Annotated in this window: 14 protein-coding genes and 1 pseudogene; 3 read left to right on the top strand and 12 right to left on the bottom strand. The window is 36.0% G+C overall.

Going from position 1 to position 24,556, the window contains the following annotated elements; translation table 11 throughout:
* Positions 1–243 precede the first annotated feature (243 nt).
* Genes I5M32_RS11770 through I5M32_RS11760 form a run of 3 tightly spaced genes read right to left on the bottom strand, consistent with a single transcriptional unit; the run spans position 244 to position 3,935 of the window.
* Positions 244–1,242, bottom strand: a complete 999-nt coding sequence (locus I5M32_RS11770; protein ID WP_200586548.1) for an SGNH/GDSL hydrolase family protein — start codon at positions 1,240–1,242, stop codon at positions 244–246.
* 21 nt (positions 1,243–1,263) lie between these two features.
* A complete protein-coding gene (locus I5M32_RS11765) occupies positions 1,264–3,177 on the bottom strand; it encodes a sulfatase family protein (RefSeq protein ID WP_200586546.1) in 1,914 nt (637 codons plus the stop codon).
* Positions 3,174–3,935 carry an SGNH/GDSL hydrolase family protein gene (locus I5M32_RS11760; protein ID WP_200586544.1) on the bottom strand — a complete coding sequence of 254 codons (762 nt, stop codon included), beginning with the start codon at positions 3,933–3,935 and terminating at the stop codon, positions 3,174–3,176. Before I5M32_RS11760 ends, I5M32_RS11765 begins: the two co-directional genes overlap by 4 nt.
* Before the next feature lie 290 nt (positions 3,936–4,225).
* On the opposite strand from I5M32_RS11760, the gene I5M32_RS16740 reads away from it, so the two are divergent.
* Together I5M32_RS16740 and I5M32_RS11750 are read left to right on the top strand one after the other, a co-directional pair.
* Entirely contained in the window at positions 4,226–4,444 is a 219-nt protein-coding gene (locus tag I5M32_RS16740) for a helix-turn-helix domain-containing protein (protein ID WP_200586542.1), read from the top strand.
* Between the two features lies 1 nt (position 4,445).
* A pseudogene (locus I5M32_RS11750) lies at positions 4,446–5,165 on the top strand (hypothetical protein).
* Here the strand turns inward: I5M32_RS11750 and I5M32_RS11745 are convergent.
* From I5M32_RS11745 to I5M32_RS11710, 8 genes are all read right to left on the bottom strand, one after another.
* Positions 5,152–6,888, bottom strand: coding sequence for an Eco57I restriction-modification methylase domain-containing protein (locus I5M32_RS11745; protein ID WP_200586538.1), 1,737 nt, complete (start codon positions 6,886–6,888; stop codon positions 5,152–5,154). The pseudogene I5M32_RS11750 and the gene I5M32_RS11745 sit on opposite strands and share 14 nt — an antisense overlap.
* A gap of 253 nt (positions 6,889–7,141) precedes the next feature.
* Positions 7,142–9,601 carry a beta-galactosidase gene (locus I5M32_RS11740; protein WP_200586536.1) on the bottom strand — a complete coding sequence of 820 codons (2,460 nt, stop codon included), beginning with the start codon at positions 9,599–9,601 and terminating at the stop codon, positions 7,142–7,144.
* A gap of 72 nt (positions 9,602–9,673) precedes the next feature.
* Positions 9,674–11,677: a galactocerebrosidase gene (locus I5M32_RS11735; protein ID WP_200586534.1), complete on the bottom strand. Its 2,004-nt coding sequence runs from the start codon at positions 11,675–11,677 to the stop codon at positions 9,674–9,676.
* 39 nt (positions 11,678–11,716) lie between these two features.
* The gene (locus tag I5M32_RS11730; protein WP_234461943.1) at positions 11,717–14,440 is read right to left on the bottom strand and encodes a sugar-binding domain-containing protein; all 2,724 of its coding nucleotides are present in this window, start codon (positions 14,438–14,440) and stop codon (positions 11,717–11,719) included.
* 13 nt (positions 14,441–14,453) lie between these two features.
* Positions 14,454–15,992: a sulfatase gene (locus I5M32_RS11725; RefSeq protein ID WP_200586532.1), complete on the bottom strand. Its 1,539-nt coding sequence runs from the start codon at positions 15,990–15,992 to the stop codon at positions 14,454–14,456.
* Between the two features lie 23 nt (positions 15,993–16,015).
* A complete protein-coding gene (locus tag I5M32_RS11720; RefSeq protein ID WP_234461942.1) occupies positions 16,016–17,629 on the bottom strand; it encodes a glycoside hydrolase in 1,614 nt (537 codons plus the stop codon).
* Positions 17,630–17,707: 78 nt separating this feature from the next.
* Complete coding sequence (locus I5M32_RS11715; protein WP_200586530.1) at positions 17,708–21,052, bottom strand: DUF5107 domain-containing protein; 3,345 nt, start codon at positions 21,050–21,052, stop codon at positions 17,708–17,710.
* A 22-nt stretch (positions 21,053–21,074) separates the two neighbouring features.
* Positions 21,075–22,418, bottom strand: a complete 1,344-nt coding sequence (locus I5M32_RS11710) for a sugar porter family MFS transporter (protein WP_200586528.1) — start codon at positions 22,416–22,418, stop codon at positions 21,075–21,077.
* A 244-nt stretch (positions 22,419–22,662) separates the two neighbouring features.
* On the opposite strand from I5M32_RS11710, the gene I5M32_RS11705 reads away from it, so the two are divergent.
* Positions 22,663–23,568, top strand: a complete 906-nt coding sequence (locus I5M32_RS11705; RefSeq protein ID WP_200586526.1) for an AraC family transcriptional regulator — start codon at positions 22,663–22,665, stop codon at positions 23,566–23,568.
* A gap of 17 nt (positions 23,569–23,585) precedes the next feature.
* On the opposite strand, the gene I5M32_RS11700 is transcribed toward I5M32_RS11705, so the two are convergent.
* On the bottom strand, positions 23,586–24,515 hold the full coding sequence (locus tag I5M32_RS11700) for an alpha/beta hydrolase (RefSeq protein ID WP_200586524.1): 930 nt from the start codon (positions 24,513–24,515) through the stop codon (positions 23,586–23,588).
* Positions 24,516–24,556: the final 41 nt, after the last annotated feature.

Here is a 24,556-nt window from a genome sequence, read left to right as displayed (position 1 = left end):
TTCCCAGAAGTTCTGCTGCGCAAAACCTAATCTGGCGCTTAAAACCAATAAAATGGCAAGGGTTTTTTTCATGTAATGAAATTGATTATTTAATAAAAGGATATAATCCAGGTTCTGAAAATTTTGGTCAATTTAGATATATTTCAATATCAAACTCAAATTAAATAAAAAAATTACCTAAAGTAAATGGATAAAAGGTTTGAAATGATAGACAATCTTATCGTAAAGAAATACGGCTATCATTTATAAAAGCGGTTTGATTATTTTTACCAGCCTTGCCGATATTTTTAAATGAGCCGCATCAGTTGGGTGTGTCCCATCAACAAAATCATTGCTATTTAGCCAATTTTCTGTATTTATTAATTGTAATTTCTTATCTCTTTTTTGCTCGTTTAACACCATTTCTGTAATTTCTTTACGATAAGCTTGGTTAAAAGGGACCATTACCAAGATGTGTGAATTTGGGTAGATAAACCTTAAGTTTCTGGTAAACTGGGTAATGGTTTGTTTAAATAAAACGGTATCTACTTGTAAATTATGATCGTTGGTGCCTAAATTTATGATCAAAATATCTGGCGCAGCATTTGTAAAATCCCATTCTGTGTTATCTGGGTGATTAGGTTGTTTTAGATTGAGGTAGGCAGATTCCATCCCGATTTCTGGTGCGCCTTTATAATTATGATGATACCCGCTAACCAAAGGAATGCCACAATAAGAAATTTGCGTATGGGCTACATTCAGCAGCTCGCTACAAAGCCAAGGATAGGCAGAAGTGTTTCCTTGGGTGGTTCTATCCCCGGAAGTTATAGAATCGCCGATGTATTCTACCCAATGCTTTTTCTTTACAGACTTCAGCAATTTTCCGCCTTCATTTAAAGCTAAAGCGGCCAGCTGTATTTCATCGTTCTGAAATTTGGCAATTACCTGCAAATGGTGTGTTATGCTATGCAAAGTATCTGGAGTGATCTTTACCCAGCCTGAAACATTTTTATATAAAACCATTTTACCATCATCCAACTTTACATATACACTAACAGGAGATGTTAAATTGATTTTTACGGCGTTTCCCTTAAAGCTTAAGTTAAAATAAGCTCCTCCCCAGTAAGAATGGTAATTTTTGGGATCTGTTTTATCCCATCTGCCCACATATTCTATACGTTTATTACTGGGTAATATCAGTTTTTCTGAAGCGAATACGCTTCCATAAATCATCAATAATATAAAAACTACTAATTTGGCCATTTATAATTTTATAAACATCAGCTACCAAAAGGTGGTGTAATGTAACGGAGTGCCCTTTACCACATATAAAAACAATTCTGAAACTTCCCTTGCTTCTGGTTTGGTACTTTTCTGCGCTAATAACTCTTCTACATTAGGTATAAATTCTTTATTGTTTTGCTGATAAATTAACATCTGCAAGGTAAGCAATTGCAACTTCTCTTCTTCAGCCAAACTTAATGTTTTTATAAGAATTTGCTTTGCCTGTTGGTTTAAAAAATGATCGTAGCAGATAGATGCCAGTATGATACGAACAGGCATATAACTATCATTCGAGCTATTAAGTATTTCCTTTTTATAATTCTGCAGTTTACTTCCCTGGCTCTTTAGCCCAAGCGCTGCCCAATAACGAACAATTTTATTGGCATGATGCAGCAAAGCGAGCTGTTGTTTCAATGCTGTTTCGGTCTTTATACCAGATAAAGATGCTGCTTTATAAATATCTGCTATGGGATAGTCTTTTGTATTGAGCCTAAATTCATAAGGTGTTGTATTTTTAGAAACCTGATCTAATTCATATCCGGGCAAAAACATCACATCTTTATTTTTGATGATGCTGTCTTTTAAATCCTCTCTCATCTTTTCTATCAGGTTTTTATACCTAGGGTCTTTTGCTAAATTGTTTGTTTGCCATGGGTCTTTATCGTAATCGTACAGATATTCTGTGGTACCTGTTTCAAACATCTGCTTTTGGATTTCTGAAAGGGAATTATTCTTGAAATCTTTCCTCATCTGTTGTAAAATATCACTAAAATCAAAATATTTCTCGTAAAACATTTGGGGCATAAAAGGCATAAATGCTCTGGAATAACTCATTTTCCCATTGGTAATGGTTCTCATTACATTTGAAGCCCCTTCCGATCCATCGCTGGAAAGCAGTAATTGTTTAGCTTCTGGAGCAGAATTTTTTCCTAAGAAATTTCTACCATGCATATATGCGGGCACATCGGCTCCGGCCAGATTTAACAATGTGGGCGCTAAATCGGCAAAATCAATTAATTGATCGGTTACTACACCGCCAGTCCCAAATGGAGAAAGATTTTTATACATTTCGGGGAAATAAACTACAAAAGGAACCCGGTGGCCTAAATCAATCCCATTAGTTTTTCCTTTTGGCATTGCCTCGCCATGGTCTGCATAAAAAAAGATGATGGTGCTGTCCATCAAGTTATCCTTTTTTAAACGGTTTAAAATTTTACCGATATTATAATCCGTTAAAGAAATCCCATTATAAATACGGGCCAATTGATGACGCATTTCTGGCGTATCCTTAAAAATTGGCGGTACTTTAAAATCATTGTCCCCGGTTTGCAAAGCTTTGGGCAGGGTATCTAGCACCTGTTTTACATACACATCATAAGGGTTGGTCATGGTTCTGGATTGATGGCTTCCCATAAAATTAAAAACAGCAAAGAAAGGCTGCCCGCTTTTTCTGTTCCACCAACCTGCTGTTTTAGAACTTTCGTCCCAGGCTTGCTTTGTTATTTTTTCTTGCGATGAAGTGTTGTAATCTTTCTTATAATTATTACTGGTATAATATCCTGCTTTTCTTAAATAAGTAGGAAAACCCGCTATAAAATCGGGTATAGGATATTGGCTCCTGTGGTTACCAGTACCCATTTCAAAAGTGCGGGCTCCGGTAATAATGGTTGACCGACTAGGCGAACAAACCGTTCCGGTAGAAAAGGCATTGGTAAAACGCACTCCTTTTTTTGCCAGTTCATCTATGTTTGGGGTTTTGGCAGTTTTATCGCCATAACATCCAATAAACTGCGGGGATGTATCTTCTATAACCACCCAAAGTATATTGGGCTTTTGTTGAGCCTCTGCCCTAAGGCAAAAAAACAAGATGGTTAAAAAACTTAAGATAATTTTAACCTGCAGTTTTGGTATCATTTAATAAATAATTTATAAATCAAATCGGCAACCACTTGATGACCTTTTGGGTTGATGTGATTATTTTGAGCCATGTATATTTTTAGATCCACGCCTTCTAGGGCCATTTTTTTAAAAGCATCATAACTATCGATAACCGGGATATGGTATTTTTCGCCCAACTCAATAATCTGCCGTGTATGCAGTGCCAACGGTGCGTTGGGATCTTTAATATCTTCCTTAATATCAGGAGTGGGTGTCATCAGTACCAGTTTTACGTTTGCATCTAGTGCTTCTTGGATCATGCTTTCCCATGCGGCTTTTGCCCTTTGTAAACCAATGGGGCGATCGTTAAGCGCATAATCAATAAAAATCACATCGGGCTGTTTACTTAAAACATCCCTCTTAAACCTTTTGGCTCCCTGTTCGGCATTTTCACCGCCAATAGAAGTTTTAATGGCATTTACCACCGCATGAGGATATTTTTGGGTAATAAGCCATAATGATAAAAGCGGATACGACCCAAAAGTAGTTACTATGGGCGTATGCTGGTAACCACTAGGAACGCTATGGCCATGAAAAACCAAATTGATCGTTCTGTTTTGGGGCCAAGTTTTTTGTAGTTCTAGAATGATATTGGATAGATAACCAGAGTCGGTTTTTTCGGAATATAAAAAATGATCGGATAATTTTTTTGATGCAGCAGACGAGGAAAAGCTCATTACCATGAATGAAAAAACCATAAGAATTGCCGCCTTTTTTAAAAACTTAATTAACATTGTATGATTATTATTTGAAGTTGGTTTGAATTTAATGCAAGCTAAAAATATAATTGTTTTTCAACAATGGATATAACAACTATTGTGATAGACTAAAATGCGCATATATTTAGGTTATGGGTGACTTTAAGACACAACTAAGAAGAGAATAATGGCAACAGATGGCTGAGAAGTTACCTGAAACGTAGAGAACCGACATGAATAACATCGACAATAAAACTAACAAAACACTCCTGTATTATACTTATAGTCCGTTGTTTTATAAACTACAAAAATAGAGATTCGCAACTGTGGATATAAGGATTAAAATTGGAATACGCCTTAAAGAACTTAGAAACGAAAAAGGACTTAGTCAAGAAAAGTTCTCATTCATTTGTGAGCTTGACAGAACCTATATTGCAAGTATCGAGCAAGGAAAAAGAAATGTTTCAATAGCAAACATTGAAAAAATTGCAAAAGCTCTTGATATGTCTGTTTATCAATTTTTTAAATCAGACTTATTCAAGTAAAATGGAGATAAAAGAATACGAAGAACTAATTATTGCCCAATTAAATAAGGTTGTAGAACAAATTATAGATAAAGGCCCGAATTTAACAATTGCTGTAAAAAAAGGAGAAAGAGTTGGGGACGGAATAAGTAAATACCTTGAAAACAAGTTTGTTGAATTTACTAAAAAACACGAGTATTTTACAGACTCTATAGCTTCGCCAGAAGGAAAAACAAAAAATCCATTTGACGTACAAACATTTTTTGAAATCAACAACCATAGAGAATTACTTTGGGTTGATTTTAAAGCCATAAATGTTGACAATGACGACACCAATCCTGATAGCGGCACACCCGACAAAGTATTGACATTAATGAATAGTGGTTACTTCTATTTGGTTTACATTCTTGTCTATTACAAAGGGAATGAAACAGGCTTAGATTTTGTACAGAATAATGAAATATTCGTAAAATCATATTTCCTTAAAGATGTTAGTAGTACAATGAGAATAACACCTGCAAACCAAATGCAAGTCAATGGTTTTGAAGAACCGATGTAAAGAACCCGAGAAGAATTTTTAGAGTTTTTACTTCAAAAGAAAATTGAATCTAATGAAAGAAAACTGAAAAAGGCAACTGAAGAATTAGAAAATTTAAGGCAAGGTAATTTCAAAAAAGACTTATCCTTAAAACAGCTTAAAGAACTTAACAAATCACAAGAAGAAAGTATCAAAAATCTTTGATACTTTCTTCAATTGTAGCAATTTCTATATCGGACAACTCGTAGTAAGAATAAACCAATTTGTTTATTTGTGTTTTTACAGTATTTTTTGAATCAAAATCGGTATAAATTTCTTTACATAATTTAGAAATCTGGTTTTTTAATTTAACATCATTAGGAATATAGATAGTGCCTAAATCACCAATTTTTATTTGTGGTTGTTTGCCTTGTGAAAACCTTATAATATTCATTTGTTGAGCATAATAAGTTACAAAATCTGTGTTCAAAAAACCACATAAAAAATATAAAAATTCAATTGTTTCTGCCGAATTATTTCTCAATGAAAAAACATAAAGACTATTATTTGCAGCACTTTTGCCTAAATCTATTGTAGCAATTATTTCCTTTGCCGATTGCCTAATGAATAATTTTGGATTATCATAAATAATAGTTTCACCTAAACCTAATCTTTTTTTATTCTTAACACCTTGTTTTTCAAGTTCAATTTTTAACTCATCATTAATTGAATCTTGTAAGGGTTTGTGGTAATAAAAATATTTCTTGAAATCCAATTTACCATACTTTTCTGAAAGTGCTTTTGAACCTTGGTAATATGGATACAAAAAATCCTCTTCTCTACTTCCTTTATCTACGAAAGTAAATTTATCTTCCATATCTAAAAGCATCACACAGGTACGCAGATTTTTATTTGGGAATAATTGAAGTATTGTTTTATCTTTTTTGGCTTCGACCTTATCTAAAATTTGCTTTGATGTTGAGCAACCATTGTATCTGAATTTATACTCATCATTTTTATTGTACCAACTTGACTGTTCTACCAAATAACGGTTTTCTGTTTTATGATCAATGAATTGCACTTTATGGTTTATACTTTTAGTTTTTGAAAGTTTGATAATTACTTGACCACTTGCAACATCAAAATCTTTAATGTTCACCTGCAACTCATCAATAGTTGTATTATCCAATAAATATTTCCTTGTAAACTCATAAGCAGTTTCAAAAAATGAAACATCAATAATAAAACTCAACTTGCCATTTTCTTTCAAAAAATCAAGTGAGTGTTCTATGAACAACATTACAAGATTTAATTTTCCGTTTTTTACTGAACTTGGAAACTGATGATAGTTGTTTAAGTAATTTATCCTTTGTTCTTCATTTTCTTTTTTATCTCTTCGTCCATATAATGTAACGTAAGGTGGATTACCAATCACATAATCGAATGAATTATACAAACTAGAAAACGGAGTGGTTTTTATCTCATCAAATAATGATAATCCTGAAGGAACTTTGTCAGTAAAATCCCAAGTTATTCCGTTAAATGAAGCTTGAATGTCCTCATCAAATAGAAAAGTGAATAGTTCTTTAATATTTGTTTTGGTTTTTTCTACCATTTCTTCTTGTACATCAACAAAGAAAATGTTTTTTGATATAAAGTTTGAAATCAATGTGGGATCGGGAAATTTCAAATAAATGTCGGAGAGTAATTTTAAAATAAAAATACCCTGACCACAAGAAGGTTCAAGTATTCGTTTTGCGAAAATTTCTGAATCAATTATAACAATATCTAATAAGTTTTCGACTGTACTAACCGAGTTGGTTAAGAAAACACCTTTTTTCTTTCTATCTATTTTGTTTAGACCTTGCTCATATCCATTTTGCCCAAGAGCAATCCTACTAAGAAAAGACGAAATTTGATCAATGCTTTTAAGTTCTTTAACCAACATTTTACTAAGCCTTTTAAGTAACTTGGTAAAGATAAACAAAAAAATTAAAAATGATACTTATAATCTACAGTTGATTTTCCAAAGAATCGTCTAAATTTATAGACTAAAAACGCCAACAGGTAACAACAATTAGACAAAATGGCTAGCTCAACACTAAATTTTACGATAGTTCTTCTATTGAACTTTTATGGTAAACTGAACATTTGTTCTTCGGTTTTTACCACTTAGCCATGCTGCAAAACCCTACACTTATTCAAAACTTAACAAAAGCCTTATATTGAGGCGTTAAGCTTACATTGTTTATTTTGATGTATTTATCGGTCTTAGAAAAATCAGGAATATCGCTTGATTTCAAATCTACCAAGTAAGGGGCTCCTTTGTACATAGGCCTAAAATAAAATTGGATCTGGTCACCTTTTTTGTTGAACATATACTGTTTTAACCCAATTTGCCATGGTAAACCTTTATAAAGATTATCGGTAATTAATTTCCCATCAATAAATGCCATTCCCGTATCTCCAACATAATCGATATTCAAAAAGAAATCTTCAATTTGTTTATTGGGGCTAGGCATAGAAACCTGAATTTTTCTATCAGAAGTTTGGGTAAAATTGAGGCTATCCGCATATTTTGGGAGATTGACGCTAAATGTATCAAACAACCTATTTTTTATAGATGATAGTTTACCATCGCTCAATTTTGGAGTTAAATTATTCTTTGGATAAATAGAAAAATCAAACTCAGAATTACCTGTACTCAAAAACTTGATCTCATCTCCGTTTTGTAAAGGAAGCGCATTGGTAAAACATAAAACTTTTTTGTTAGTTGGATCTAGAACGTATGATTTTAACGCTGTTTCTTTTGTGAGTACTAGAATTTTGGTCTGCTTGCCATTCAGGTTTATCAAAAATTCTGAATTTTGGTTTTCTGCAGGCAACACTTTCCACTCTTTAGCTGTTTGTAAAATATTTGAAGAGATAGAATTTTTTATTTTTAAGCCCTTTGATTTAGAAAAAACAAAAACAGGTTTTTCTCCATCATTGATAAAAAAGACATAGTAGGGCAGTTTTGAATCTTCGCTTTTCATCATCAATTGGGCAGTTGCAAACTTTAAGTTAGCACCACCAACCATTAAATTGAAAGGATAAATGGCGTTTTCTCCACTTTTTATAGATATAGGAAAACTAATAGTCTCAGTTTTGGTTTTAACATTCACGCTTAGGCTTTTTTTATCCGTTAAAACCAAATCATCCTGAAAATTATTGATAAACAGGAAACCATGTTCCCCATCTGATCTTACCGAGTAACGCAATGTTTCTAGATCGGTAGGTTTGATGTCTTTATTGTTTTGGGGCAACGTTAGCACCATTGGCGCTAGTAGATCGCCAAAATCCTTTAAAAAGAAATGTATAGGTTTTAACCTCTGAAAAGAAGGCCTGATTTGCCCAAACTCGCCAATAGGAGCTTGGAAATCGTAAGATATTTTAGGTGAACCACCAGCTTCATCTTGGAAAAAAAAATCTCCTTTTGGAGTTGATCCACCATGAAACATATAATATCCCAAGCCGTTTACGCCACTTCCTAAACATCTGTTTACCAAGGCATCCAAACTTTTAGCGGGGACAAGAGGCCGTCTGGTATAGGTACACATAATCCCCGACCCTAACTCTGCGGCAAAAGCGGGATATTCTTGGGGGTTGTAACTAACGGGAGAATAGTCTGGAGTTTTAGTGAGGTCTTTGTATAGATAGAAAGGAGAAATATCCGCTTTTTTTGTCCATGTAGGGTAAGCATAAGCTGCCGTAACGGGTAAACTGCCTTTCTCTATTATGGCGGCATTGCCCCAACCGGTGGCGGTATAAAGTGGGGTTTGTATCCCTGCTTTTATAGCCAATTGCTTTAAGATTTTCATGTGGTTGTTGCCTAACTCTTGATAAGGGTTTTTAGTTTCTGATACCGATACTCCAAAATGTGTTACCCCTAAATCTCTCTCGGCAGCGGTATAATCATAAGGCTGGCCCGGATAGGTTAAGCCCCACGGTGCCGCAGAATGTTGAAATTCATTTTCAATTTGGGTTCCTATAATTGGCCCACCATCTTTAAAATATAGCCCTTTAAGTTGTTTGCCTATTTCATTGTAAAGTTTTTCAACCTCGGCAAGGTAACCGGGATCGTTAGAACGAACCGAGTAAGGTTTTGGCAACAACCAATCTGGCAAACCCCCATTTCTTATCTCGCCATGGCAAAACGGCCCAATACGAACAATTACGGGCATATCATTGTCTGCACAAATTTTAACAAACTTCCTTAGGTTTCTATTTCCATCCCAATTAAAAACATTTTCCTTTTCTTCATGCAGGTTCCAAAAAACATAAGTTGCAATGATAGTGATACCACCCGCCTTCATCTTCTTGATAGATTCATCCCAATATTGTTCGGGATAACGGCTAAAATGAAACTCACCGGTTACTGGTATAATGGGCTTTTTGTTAATCGAGATATAGTAATTATTTACCGCTATGGAATTTCCCTTATTATTTACCCCTCCTAAATCTAAACCGTTATAAATTATCGCTTTAGATGAGTTAGTGATGTCTATATCGTAAGATTTATTTTGTGCGTGTACCTCGCCGATCAAAAAGAAAAATATTAAATATAAAATTGCTTTGGCATTAAATGCTGCGTTTTTAGGGAAAACCATATTTATTAACATTGTTGTTTAACGGTAAATTTGAATTTTACACATATCGGCTTTTATAAGTTTCAAATCGGGTTTCTTGATTTATCACTTATCTATTTTTGTTACCTTAATATTATCAAAATATGCCTCGTTCCAACCTGTACCAATCGCAACTACACCCTGTTTATAGGTAGCATCAGTAATCTTTGCTTCAGATTTCTGATCTATTACCAACTCTATGGTGTTTGAATTAAAGATCATCTTGAAAGAGTGCCATTTATTTAAAGCATTCTTAATACTCCCAGAAGCGAGGGTTTTTCCACTTTCAATCTTTAATTCCCAGTTTCCGTTGGGTTTTATATGCAAACCATAACCTGTTGTTGCGTTGGTGCCATTTGCTGGTTCAGAATCTCTTCCAACAAAAAACACCTCCCCAGAATCGGGGATCAAAAAGCTCGAAGAAAATTCATAGTCTCTCCAATTGATATCTCCCATAATAGACAAAGGATGATCAAAACGGCAACGCCAGCAAATGCCCTGCATAGTAGAAACCTGTTTTAAGCATTTTCCGTTTTTTGTAGGGCTTGCAACCACCTCAAAAGTTCCATGCTGATCCATAAAATACAGGGCCGAAGAGTTTAAGTCTTGCTTTTCAAAATCGTTATAATAATTTAATGGTTGCTCTTTGGTGCTTGCAGGTATTTTGTTTACCGCTATTCCTTTATGTTGCCCTCTGGTTGTAGTTAAAGAGTAAATAGAATTAGGCTGCACAGTAATTAAAAATTCTTTGTTTTTAACTTCTATATCAGGCTGTTTGATAAATTCTTGGCCCATAAAAACGGTTTGGAAAACAGACAAGTTGTTTTTAGATAGATCTTCAGACAGTTTAATATGAAAAGTTTGGGGCTCTTTGGCATCCATAGTTTCAATAATGATGCTATAATCATCCGTATCCGGAGATTTAAGGGTAACCATGGATGGGCCTTCATAAAGACTGCCCTTATGGCTCCAAAATTTACAACCGCTATCTAAATATTTCCAGCCTGGCTGGGCAAACTGATTGATATGGGCAAGCGCCCAAATAGAGGCCAGGACATCATAATGCCCAGACCACGGCGTATTGGCTACCATTATCCCAGAATGTGGAACCACCAGATAATCATGATAAGAGGAGATAAGGCTCCAGTTGATGATCTTTGTAATGCCACCTACTATATAACTTCTGTATGATCTTGCCCAACTGGCCGCAGAGTACCAATTGGTACCATAGAAATGTGATTCTCCGGACCAAACTGGCTTTTTGATTTTACGAACGTTTTGAGTAGTAACATAATTTACCTCTTCTGGGATATGCGAGTTAATTACCCCAATTGCCTTGGCAAGTTCTGGATCTGCCATCATATCATCGGCAATTTTCCACCTTTGATCAGAGTATAGATCGCCTGCATCTATTGTAACGTTTTGCAAGCCTTGGGCATCAAGCCCTTTTCTTAAAAGTTTGATATATTCTTTATCGTAATCGATTTCATTCCTTACGCCTACATAATTAATATCCAAGCCCCAATATTTCTTTGCTCCCTTAACCCATGCGCACACAAAATCTATATTATCCTTTGTAAAAAAATTACCATTGCCGATCCAACCTGGTGCCCCCCATTGCAGGCCTTCAAATATGATGTTGGGATTACGTTTTTTTGCCTCAGACATCAGCCAATATTCGTAACCTCGCTTAAAATACGCTTCTTTAGGATGTTCAAATTCTTCTCGCGATACCGCTATGCTTGGCTCCGATCCATCCGTAGCATTTACATCGCCACCAATTTCTACTTTTAAATGATGAATGTTTGCGCCAAAATTGGGTTTAAATAAATAATCGAGTATGTCGCTTCTGTATGGTTCGGGATAATCGTACAATAACCTTGAAGATCCGCCTGAACTTATTGATCCAAAACCCTCAAACGTTTTTGAAGGTTTAGCACCATCTATATAAATTTGATGTTGAACGCTTGTTGCATCTAGCTCATCTGGCTTATGTTTTTGAGCATAGGCCTGGGAAAACCCAAAAAAGGCTAAAATAGCAACTAAAACTGGTTTCTGGATTGATTGCATAAAGATTGATTTTTAAAAGATTAATACATTTAAAATATTTTACTTCAACAGTTTTGACAATTGTTCTTGAGTAATGGTAACCTTTGGATTAAATTTTTCGCTATCTGCATAAGCCATTAAACTATATTTTAATTGCCTTGCTTCTATACGATTATCTAAATCATGGCTGATATCCATTGAGCATAATATCAATTTACCGTTCCCCACCTTTGCCTCGATCACATCTGCCATTTTCCTGTTCTTAAAAAAATTATCGATTACCCTCACTACCGGATGCGAAATTTCGGGCAAACTATCGATTATCATGGTTTTTGAACTGGTTACCAAATCCCACCATTGCCAGTTAGAATAAAATTCTGTGGGGAAAGCGGCTAATGCCGGATGCTGCGGATTTAACAAAAGCCCCATGGTACCGGGTTGGTCTGGAAAATGTACCGGGCTCCAAAAAACAGAGGTAAACCTACCATCTACGCCAATTATTTGTGAGGTATCTGGATTAAAGACCACGGTTTTACCCTCTGATAAAGCCTTAAACGCTGCCTCTTTAGACGTAGTAAATAATACATTATTCTTACTGGTTTCTTGTTTTGAAGGATAGACCCAGATAGTCCAATGGTTTTGATAAACCGTATGAGGAATGCTAACTTTAATATTTAAGGCCTCTGGTTTATATATTTTACTTAAATCAAGATTGATCTCTCCTAAATTACTTGAACCAAGATCTATTTCTTTTTTAGGTAAAGAGCCAGAGAAAACGATTAAGCCGCTTTTTGTAGTTATTTCATAATTTACAGCGGCATCAAGCTTTTGGCCACTAAAATTAGATACCTGGATTGTGGCTTTAAAGTTTTCATTGTTTAGGTAAGAAGCCTTTTTAAATCGCAATAAAGGCACTACTGGCGAGCAGAACTCTCTAAAGTTCTCTGGTTTTATTAAACCTTTGCTTTCCCAAAAAGCATCCAACAAACCTACCAAGGCCGTTCCCTGGCCCGGAAAATCATGCAGATCTAACAATTGGAAACCACTGATATTATTGGTTTTTAAAGCCCTTTCTATCTCCTCTTTATACAGGTTTATCGCAAACTTACCACTGGCTAGCGTAAATGAATCGGCCAATTGCAGCAAATCCTTTTTCTGCATATCGTATTTTACAGCTTTAAAATTTAGGGGCTCTAAAACGCCTGTATATTTATCAATTTCTTTTAGGTTGGGGAAAACAGAATATTGGCCAACCTCATGCGTTACCAAAGGCACCGGGATACCTTCTACAGATTTACTGTAATCTGTTATAAAGTTTGGCTTTTCTGCATTAAAAACCCCTTGTCCACGCACCCAGCCTTTTTTGGTGTACTGGGTAACAAAATAATCGTCGTTTGGTTCTGGCCAGCGGCCATGCCCTTTCTCAAAAGTGAAGGTTGTTGCGGTATAAAACCTTCGGTTATCCTGTTTTTTCAATTCGGCAACCAAAGTATTTAACCAATCAAAATCACCTTGCAACTCATTACCCATGCTAAAAAAGCAAAAAGAAGGGTGGTTGCCGTAGTTGCTGAGTATCTTTTGGGCTTCAGTTTTCAGAAAAGCTAGGGTAGGTTTGTCTTTTCCAACGTTTAGTTCCCAAAGCGGCAACTCTACCTGCAAATAAAAACCCATTGAATCTGCAACCTCAAAAGCCGCTTCTGGCGGGCACCAAGAATGGTAACGGATATGGTTTAAACCATAACTTTTAGCGGTATTAAAAACTTTTAACCATCCTGTTTTTTCCATTGGCGGATGCCCCTCTAAAGGATAAATATCACAATCTAAAGTACCGCGTAAAAAAATACGTTTCCCGTTTAAGGATAAATGAGCATCTGTATTGCCTAAATCCCTGAAACCGAATTGGCTCTGTTTTTCTGCGATAACCTTATCTTTTTTATCTAAAATTTGAGCAGTTATTTTGTAAAGCTGAGGGTTAAATTCGCTCCAAGGTTTAATATTTTTTAATTGGATCTTTGTATTACTTTCACTGCTGTTTGCTGCTAAAGAAACCGTTTTACTGGCAATTTCTTTGTTGCCTGCCCAAATTTTAATGAGCAAGTTCTTTTTTCTACGGGTTTTGTTCTCTATGGCCAATTTAGCGTTGACGCTTTGAGTAGCCAAATCAGGGTAAACCTGCAAATCTTTAATCACTGCATCGTTTTCGGCAGTTAATCTCATGCTGCCAATTACACCATTCCAGATAATCTGGGTGCCGTCTGTATAGGCATGGGCCATGTTTCTTAAGCTAATATCAAACTGTTTGCTATTATCTATTTTTAATACGATAGTGTGTTTACCAGCTTTTAATGAGCCTGTGTTAAATTTATGCGGAGCAATTAGACTTGACTGATTGCCTAGGTATTTACCATCAATCCAGCAATCGGTTTTCCATATCACACGCTCTAAAAATATCTCGCCATTACTGATATTATTTGAAAGGTTAATTTCTCTTTGGTACCAAGCTACGCCTACATAACGATGTTTACGGGTAAGCATCGTCATGATTTCTTTATTTAAAACGCTTGTATCTAAGGTTGGCGTTTCGCCAATTTTAGCATCGTCTAATGTGCCAGGCAAAGAGATAGCCTGCCCAGAAAACAAATTATTTTGCCAGTTCTCTTTGGTGCCAACGTTTAGCGAATCAATTCTTACCTGCCATTTTCCTTTAAGCGAAATGGGTGTGCTTTGGGCAAATACTCCTAAAAAAAGAATAGATAGGGAGATGCTTAGAAAAATTTTCTTCATCAGTTTATTTATATTAATTTTTCAATAGTTTATAATCCGGATTGTAATACGGGTTTATTAAAGGTGTTTTAGCGTTTGTAGATTTTTTCCAATCATTTAAACGTTGTAATAGGTCGGCGGTCTTTTCTGGAAATGCTCTAGACAAATCTCTACGTTCTTCTAAATCTATTCTTAGGTTGTATAGCTCTGTATGGTTATCATAATAAAATTGCACTAATTTCCAATCGCCCATACGTATAGATGAAGCGGGAGAACCTCCTTGATCGCCGTAATGAGGATAGTGCCAAAATAGTATTGGTTGATCAATAGATTTATCACCTTTTAGTAAGGGTACTATGCTCACACCATCTTTAGTTTGTTCTGGAAGTTGTGGAAGGCCCGACATCTCTAAAAGAGTTGGGTAAAAATCAGTATTTACTACCGGGAAATTACTAATAGTGCCAGGCTTTGCAAAACCAGGCCATTTAATGATCAAAGGTATTCTAACCCCTCCTTCATAATTCCAGCCTTTACCATAGCGCAACGGATAATTAGTGGTAGGAGATCTTTCTGCGGTAGATAAACCACCATTATCAGAAGTAAATACTATAATGGTATTTTTATCGATACCTAATTCCTTAAGTGTGGTCATAATACGGCCTACATTCTCATCTACGGTATAGATTAAGCCTGCATAAACAGGATCTGCCTGTATTATCCTTTCTTTAAAACTAGGGTTCTGTTGCATCCAATCTGCATCTTTTACAAATTGTTGAAGCGTATCTAACCCAAGGTTATGGGCCTTATCTGTAAACTTTTTGATGTATTCTTGTTTAGCTTCAATGGGTTCATGTACTGCATAAAAAGACAAATCTGCAAAAAAAGGCTTCCCAGATTTTGCCTGCTTTTTTATAAAATTGATTGTTTCAGTTGTTAAACGATCTGTTAAAAACTCACCCACAGGGCCATCTTTAAGTTTTGGGTTATTATATGGACTAAAATATCCTTTCATTCCTGCTGCCCTAGGATTGCCAGCTGCCCAGCCCCCGTAGTTATAATCGAAACCTTCTGCCTCTGGATAGTATTCTTCTGATTCTCCCAAGTGCCACTTACCCGAATAGCAAGTTGCATAACCGTTATTTTTGAAGGCCTGCCCCAAACTAATATTAGATTTAGGTAAGTTATTTACAATAGATTGCTCGATTAACTTTAGATAGGGCTGTGATTTTCTAAACCTGTTTGAGCCTGGTATCCAATCTGTTATACCTGTATTTACAGGGTATTGGCCAGTCATGATGCTAGATCTAGACGGGGAACAAACAGGGCTGCTAGCGTAAGCATCTGTAAACCGAACGCCCTGCGATGCCAATTTATCAATATTGGGAGATTCATAAAAGGTGCTACCATAAACACCTAAATCTTTCCATCCCATATCATCTACCAAAATAAAAATAACATTGGGCTTTTCTACCGTTTTATTTTGTTTGACTTTATTTTGTGCCTTAACAGAAAATATTATTCCCAATAAAAATAAAGAGGTAATTATTTGTTTGATATTTATTCTATTCATCATTATGGTATTTAAGTTTTTATTAATTATTTATATTTTGCTATAAGAGTAACCACTGATCTGCCCGGGATAGCGATATCACTTTTATCCATCACTGATTTGCTCAAATTTTTCGTTTTATCAGTAGTGTAAGCAAGTACTTTATTGCCGGCTAGAGTTAAATCTGATTGATCCATAGCAAACCTCTTCGTACTGTTATCCATATTAATGATCACAATAACAAGCTGTTTACTCGTTTTATCCTTATATGCGGTTATCATTTGTGTGTTTGCGGCTTCTTCTAAACTATTGATAGAAGATAAGGATGCGTTTACTCTAACCATACCCGGTCTTACAAAACGAGCGTAATTGCCCAAACACCACAGTTGTTTAGAATCAGATACAATTCCATCTTTTTTAGTTGCACCTAGATCATTACCGCCATTTAGATCATTGATATAAATCAGTGCATCGCTATAATTGTAAGGGCTTACCGCTAACCACCATTGCCATGCAGAAACGTTGGTTATGGATAAATCGTGATGGATAACCTTTGCTACATACAAGCCATAATCTATACTGGTATTGCGTGGACCACCGTTGTACACACCGCAAATATTTCCTAAAATGCCAAATTCAGTTTGCCATAATCTTAAATTTGGTGCAAACTTCTCTTTGGCAGCCATTACATCTTCACGATATTTTATCAATGCGGTATCAGGGCAGGTGGTAAAATAACTATGGGCCGAAATCAGGTTATCCAAATTAGGCACATCCCCAATATAGTTCTTAGATTGGGGGCTAAAGAAAGCCTTGATCTGGTTACCTCTTCCGTTATCATAGCTATTGCTCAAGAAATTCCATTGGGCAGCCTCGCCCAAGGCTATTTTCACGTTAGTATTATTAAGTTTAGGCCCCAAAATCTTTATGAAATCTGCAATTTCTTTATTAGTGGCCGCTGTACCTTCTTGTGTGGTTTTTTTCTCGCCCCAGTTCCACTGTGGTTCATTAAAAGGGCTTAAATAAGGCATGTGGTAACCTACTTCATTAAAATGCTTAACCACATTTACCATAAAATCAGCGTAAGCGTTTTCTTTCCCTTTTTTTAGGTTAAGGTTAGCGTTAATACCATGCGCTTTGCCATCAATGGTAAACTGAACCGGTGGAGATATGGAGAATGCCAAAAAATTATTTAAACCACGTTTTTTGGCGGCATCTAAAAACCATTGTTGCCCTTTTTGTTTTGTCCAATCGTAATTCCCGATGGCATCCAAAAAACATTCTTCCCTACGGTATTCATCGCCAATCCCACTTGCCTTGCCTTGCTCAAAACTTCCAGAACCGATATTGAAACGCCACAAACTTAAGCCGATGCCTTTTGGCTGCCCATTGGATAAGGTATCGGTGCTAAACAAATAATCGGCTATTAAATTTTTCTTTTTCGCATCAGCCCAATTGCCAATAAACTTGGTTGTCCAGCAATCAGAAGCACCAAAATTTTCTATGGTTTGCTTTTCATCATCAAGGTTGATTTTAATGATCGCTTTCTTATTGCTATCAACCAAAAAATTAAGGTTACTTGAGGCTAGTTCTAGGCAAGAAGCATTTTTACTCAAGATTAATGCGCCCAACAGGATTATAAACGAGAATGTTCTTTTCAAAACAAGTAGGTTTAAATATTTAACGATATAAAGCTACATACCATCCATAAGCCGGATGGTATGTAGGTATTGGTAAGTTTAAGATACCAGTTTGGTTTCTTTTAAGGCTAAATTACCCAGCAGATTAACATGGGCGTTTGCCCCAAAATTCATTGCATCAATGGCTAAAATCTGTGCAAAAAGCTCTTTGGCTTTTTTGCTCTCGCCAGTACCAAAGTAACCCAGACCCGCAATGTATAAACAATGGATTTTGTTGCTTACGTTTAAATCTGTCTCAAAAATCAACAGATCGGGTAAAGAAACCGCAAAATAATCCAAGCTTACTTTGTTGTTCATGTTTTGCTCGCCGTATTTGATCAATTTTTTAAATATGGTATCGGCTTTAGCTTGCTGGTTTAATTTAGCCCAGGCACATCCCTGGTAGAAAATTTTATCGGGTTGCTGGTCGTTATAAAACAGGGCAATGCCGGGTTCGTCTAAACCAATTGTAGCTTTTTCCCAATATTTTTTGGCTTTATCGTTTTCGCCCAAACCATCGTATGCACATCCCAACCAATAAAAAATATCGTTTTCTTGTGCGCCCGGAAGTTTCCCTTCGCCCAAATTCTCTGGATAAACTTGTGCTTTTTCTAAAAGTGTTATTGCCTTGGCATGCCTATTATTAAAAATATGTTGCTTGGCCATTTCTACCAGAGAGAAAATATATTGTTCGGATACTTTTCCTTCGCCGCCTTCCCACGGATGGAATTTACGCGACATCAATAAATCATACGCTTTTTCAAAATCGCCCAAAATATTATGGATGCTCAGTATTTCGAGGTATAGATCATCTCTTTGTGCTACAACCGTTTTATGTTCCGTGAAAAATGCCAACCGCTCTTCTGGTGCTCTGTTTAGCTTTTTATAAAGAGAATCCAACTCCATTAAAACCCTTGCATCTTTGGTGTTTAATGCAAAAGCCTTTTCATAATGCGTTAAAGCCTTGTTTTCATCTTGCCTTTTATTGTAATAAGCCAAACCTAAATTACGGTGAACCGTTGCGAATGTATCATCTAATTTTGCAGCTCTTTCCCATAAAGAAATGGCCAAATCATATTGTTGCTTATCGTAATATAAATTACCAAGATAATATAAAGCCTTGCCATCCTTTGCATTGTTTGCTATCGCAGCGTTCAATACCAAAATATCCTGCAAACGGTTGGGAAAACAATAAGCACTATCTGCTTTTGCTGCCTTTTCCAGGTGTTGAATTGCCTCTGTGTGCTTATCAAGATGCAAATAAGCATAGCCGATATAATAATTGATTAAAGGCTCGTTTAGGTTTTTAGCGGCTAGCAACTGCATAAAGTATATGGCTTTTTGATATTCGCCTAAACCAATGTAATCAATAGCATATTCTATGGCGTTGTGCGCTGTTTCACCACTTAGTTTCAAAAGTTCTGCTTTAGCCTCGGCAGCTTTTTCTTTATTACCATTAAGGTTCAATAGCAAATACTGCTCATACCTTGCACTAAGGTTAAACATATCTCGCTGCAAAGCTTGGTTTAGCATTTCTAAAGCTTTTTCTTTTAAACCTAGTTTATTTAAAGCCGAAGCTTTTACCACATAAGCTTTACCGTTACGGGCGTTTCTATCAATTGCCCAATTGATATGCTCCAAACATTCCTGATGGTGGCCTCTTACAAAATCAATTTGCGCAATGTAATAATAAGCTGCATCCTGATAGGCGTTGTCCCACGTGGCTTTAAAAAAAGCATCATAAGCATCATCAATTTTATTGAGGAACAACTGTGCTAAACCTAAATTATAATAAGGTTCGCAATGGTAAGGATTTGGGTTACGATTGGTAATTGTCTCGATTGCTTTTTTGAAATAAGGAACGCTTTCTGCAAATAAGCCTTTTTTGAAATACCACAAACCAATGGCATTGTTGTTCCTGATATCGTTTGGATTTCTTTTTAAAGCCTCCAAATAATAAGGCATTGGGCGATAAGTTGCATGGCGATATTGCTCTAAATGCTGACCTGTTAAAAACAGTTCTTCCTCACTTTTTATCTCCTCTGGTTGCAAAGCTGGTTTTGCAGCTTCGGGCAGAGGCTCTGGGTTTTCATCATCGGTAGGGTCGTATTTTAATAGCTGCTTTGCCTCTTTATTTAAGATAAAAACCTTAAAATCTTTTAGATTTACCACCTCATCAAATGCTATTTCCTCAACAAAAATATTTTCTGGAGATAATGTTAAGCTTTTGCTCAGGCATAACTCCTCATTTTTCATCAAGTTGATTTTTACCTCTTGTTTTGAGGTTACAAATACCTTTAAAACTATGTTATTCTCCTTGGCATCCAAGCTTAATAGCACATCTTTCGACGCATTTTTTACCACGCCCAATTCGCGGTAAGGGAAAAAATACTGCGTAAAAGTTTTTTCCTCAAAAGGTTTTAACCATGTAAAATCGGGCTGATTATCGGTAAAAACACCAGCCATCAATTCAATATATGGTCCATCTTCATCGGTTAAGTTTCTGTCCCAAGCCACGCCGAAATCTCCGTTGCCCCAAGTCCATTGTTTTTTACCTGGCGAAACATGATGATCGGCCACATGCAACATACCGGCTTCGATATCATGTTCATAACCGCCCAAAAAATTGTATTTTGAGTTTACCGCCATGTATGATGTTGGCACCGGAATATTTTTATAGTTAGAAATATCTGTACCCGGGGAATAATCTACTTTATAATAAGTACCTGTGGCAATTGGAAAGCTTGAAACATCTCTTTTTCCGTGATCAAAAACGGCATTAACATCAGGAGGGAAAACAGACTGGTAATCATCATGAACCTTAACCGCCGGGTTTGCCCACCATAAAAAAGTTTGTGGTGTGCTGGTTAAATTGCTCAACTTGGCTTTTATTTCTAAAAATGCTTTATCGGGATGCAAGGTAAAACCCGCCATACCTTTGGTGTGGAACATTTTTTCTACCTCGTTTACCCAAATGGTTTTACTACCGTCTTCGTTCTCTTCGATGGCGTATTCCACAGGTTCAAATGTACTTGGCCTATGGTGCTGTGGCCAGTTGAATTCTATGCCGCCAGAAATCCAAGGGCCGCATAAACCTACCAAAGCAGGTTTTACCACTTGGTTGTAATAAACAAAATGTCTTTGTTTGATTTTATCATAAGCCATTTGCACTCTCCCACCCAACTCGGGCAAAATCATGATTTTCAAATAGTCATTTTCTAGAAAAACACCATTATATGTTTTATCTACTTTTTCATCGTGAATTTTTTCAATCACAGGGTTTGGATAAACCACGCCACTACTTCCCTGATAAACACGTTTCTCAAAAAACATTGGGTTTTTATCCGGTTTACCAACCTCATAAGTTGGAATTAGGATTTTCTCTGACCACGCTTTAACACTCATAATAAAATATAAAAATTGATGATTAATGTGCAATAAAATTGCTTTCTAACTCTTCTAATGTTTGCCCTTTGGTTTCTTTTACCTTGATTTTAACAAACAGGAACCCTAAAACACAAATACCTGCATAGATATAAAATGGGGTATAAGCACCTAGTTTGCTGGCTATAATTGGGAATGTGAAAACTAGCAGGGCATAGGCCAACCACAAAGAAATCACAGCGACCGATGTTGCAGCCCCTCTAATATGATTTGGGAATATCTCTGATATAAGCACCCAAGTAACAGGGCCTATTGTCATGGCATAAACGCCAATTGCCGCCAACAAAGGCCAAGCGGCCAATGGCGATTTTGTCTGAAGCAGATACCCGCTAACGATATAAAGTGTTGCTAAGGCCAAACAGCCAAATATCATTAAAGGCTTACGTCCCATTTTATCTACCTGCCACATGGCTAAAACGGTAAATAATAAATTCACTATCCCAATAAAAACAGTTTGCTTTAACTGATCATCTGTACTAAAGCCCACGCTTTCAAAAATAGTGGTGGTAAAATTAAATACTACGTTTATGCCACAGAATTGCTGAAATACGGCTAAACCTATCCCTACTATTACAGCGGGTAAAACTGCTTTTTTGAAAACCGCAGAATAACTGAACTTAACGGTTACCCCTTTTAATGAAGATTTGATATTATTAACGGTCTCATCTACAAAGGTTTGATTGCCTATTTTGGATAGCACTCCGCTTGCTTTATCATCTCTACCTTCTTTCAATAGCCATCTAGGGCTTTCGGGCAGAAAAGCTACACCCAATAAAAATATGCCTGATGGCACAGCACCAAGCCCTACCATCCAACGCCAAGCATCGGGCCCACTGTTTCTTAAATAGTAATTTACCAAGTTGGTAACTAATATACCTGTAACAATAGTCAGTTGATTAACGGCAACCATACGGCCCCTTGTGCCGGGAGGCGCAATTTCAGCAATATATAATGGAGATAGCATAGAGGCCATACCTACGCCAATACCTGCTATAAACCTACCGAAAATGAACAAGTCTCTGTTGTGAGAAAATGCCATCCCTAAAGAAGAAATAAAGAATATGAATGCCGCCACCATTAAACCGGGTCTTCTACCGTATTTATCAGAAAAAGAACCGGCAAAAAGACAACCGGCAACACAACCCAATGCTAAGGAGGCTGTTGCGAAACCTTCCCAATATTCATTAAAGGCAAACTGTTCTCTCAAAAAAGGCAAGGCCCCTGCTATTACCGCAAAGTCAAAACCAAAAAGATAGCCGCCCATTGCAGAGATAAACGATATAAACAAGATATACCGATTGTTAAACACTACGTTGCTTTGTGTCATAAAAATATTTTAACTAAAGTTTATAATTCAGATCGCATCCAACAAAGAAGCTGGATTGCATGATTCAAGATAATGCAATTTTATTGATAACTCTAGCATTTATCAATGGACACATTAATTATTATGATAGACAAAATTACGATGTGAAAATCTTAATAAAAACCAGAAAGAATAATCAAAAGCCTATAAAACGCAAACAAATGAAAATAATTGATTTTATAAATAGATTTTTCTACTATTGTTTATGAAATCTGAAAAAGAAAAGTTTAAGAAAGATGGTTTTGACGGACAAAAAGCAATTGTGCTACCTAAATCCGTCATCAACAAATTTTGTGTAAATAATTCTTTGATAAACAAAGCTTTTATAACTGATGTTGGATATTATCCGAGAGCTAGGTTTCATTATCGTGAAAGACCTCATGGAGCTGAACAGAATATACTGATCTACTGTGTTGAAGGCAGTGGTTATGTAAGCATCGATAAAAAAAAACATACAATTTACCCGGGAGATTTTTTTGTGATACCAAGCGGTAAAGCACATGCTTACGAAACAGATTTGAAAAACCCTTGGACTATTTATTGGTGTCATTTTAAGGGTGAGCAAAGCGACGAAATTATTGAGCAGATACGTTTAAAGTATGGTTCTTTAAAAGCAAGTGTTTCTTTTACCGATATAAGATTAGAGCTTTTTAATAAGCTATACCAAAATTTAGAAAACGGTTATAGCTATGAAAACATTAGCTATGTTAACCTTATTTTACCACAGTTTTTGGCTACTTTTTTATTTTCTGATAGGTTTGTTTCTAACCTTGAGGGAAATGATGAAGATTTAATTGAAAAAACCATCCGTTATATGCAGGAAAACATTGACCAATCCATTACCTTAGAGAAACTTTCTAAGCACATTAATACTTCTGCTAGCCATTATTGCGCTATCTTTAAAAAGAAAACAGGTTTTCCGCCTATTGAATATTTAAACCATTTAAAAATACAAATGGCCTGTCAATACCTTCAGTTTACCGATTCAAGAATTAAAGAAATTGCCTTAAAGGTAGGCATAGATGACCAATATTATTTTTCGAGACTTTTTACAAAAACCATGGGTTTTTCACCATCTGAATATAGAGACCAAAGAAAAGCGGTTAAATAAATTTATTTTTTTGATTTTCATCGGTTTAATAGATGGTAAGCCATAAAATCAGAAACCTGTTTGCTAACCTCATCAATTGATGGGGATATATCCCTACCATTTAACCCATGCCCTGCATTTTTTACGGTAAGCAAAGTAACATCACTTCCTGCTTCTTTAGCTTTCGACAAGAAATAGGTAGAATTTAGATAAGAGAGGGTGGTATCATTTGTACCGTGGATCAATAAGATTGGGGGATTTCCCTTTTTTATATAATTAACCGGGCTTAAAAGTTTTGCTGTTGTTTGGTCACTTCCCATCATCTCCTCTAATTTTTTAGCGTTAAGGTAATTGGTAGCATGTAAAACATCGGTATCGGTAAATGTAGTTTGGGGGAAATAGGAAACAATACATTTAAAAGTAGGGTGGATTTTTGCCAGTTGGGTTTCTCCCTTAAAGTATCTGTCATATGCCAAACCCGTCATCAGGCTTAAATGCCCTCCTGCAGAACCGCCCCATACCCCTATTTTGCTTACATCCAGATCAAATTTATCCGCATTTTTTACCAGAAACTTTACGGCATCCTTACAATCGGTAACGGCATCTACCACCTTGTTGCCTCCTCTATTTAACCTGTATTCAATAGATGCACAAGCTATCCCGCTATCTAATAAAAATTGTAAAGGTTTAAAAAACAGATCTTTCAAAATCACATATCGGTCTCCATAAGCCCAGCCACCACCATGTGTAAATACCATAAATGGCGTTTTTTTGTATTTTTTATTTTTGGGCATAAAAATGATCATCTTTAATTCTTCTCCATTTACTTTTTTATAGATGATACTATCTTGGTAATTAAGTGTTTTTAAAATATTTTCATCTTTATCTGTAATTGATTGCGCCAATAAATCAGTCTGATAAAAAGCCGCAAAAACGATCAATAAGGTTAATATTTTTATATTTTTCATTCTCTGTTGTTTTTCTTTAAAAAATCAATAACTACCTAGTT

The sequence above is a fragment of the Pedobacter segetis genome (genome assembly GCF_016623585.1).
Taxonomy (GTDB): Bacteria; Bacteroidota; Bacteroidia; order Sphingobacteriales; family Sphingobacteriaceae; genus Pseudopedobacter; species Pseudopedobacter segetis.
This window is presented reverse-complemented; position numbering and strand designations above follow the sequence as displayed.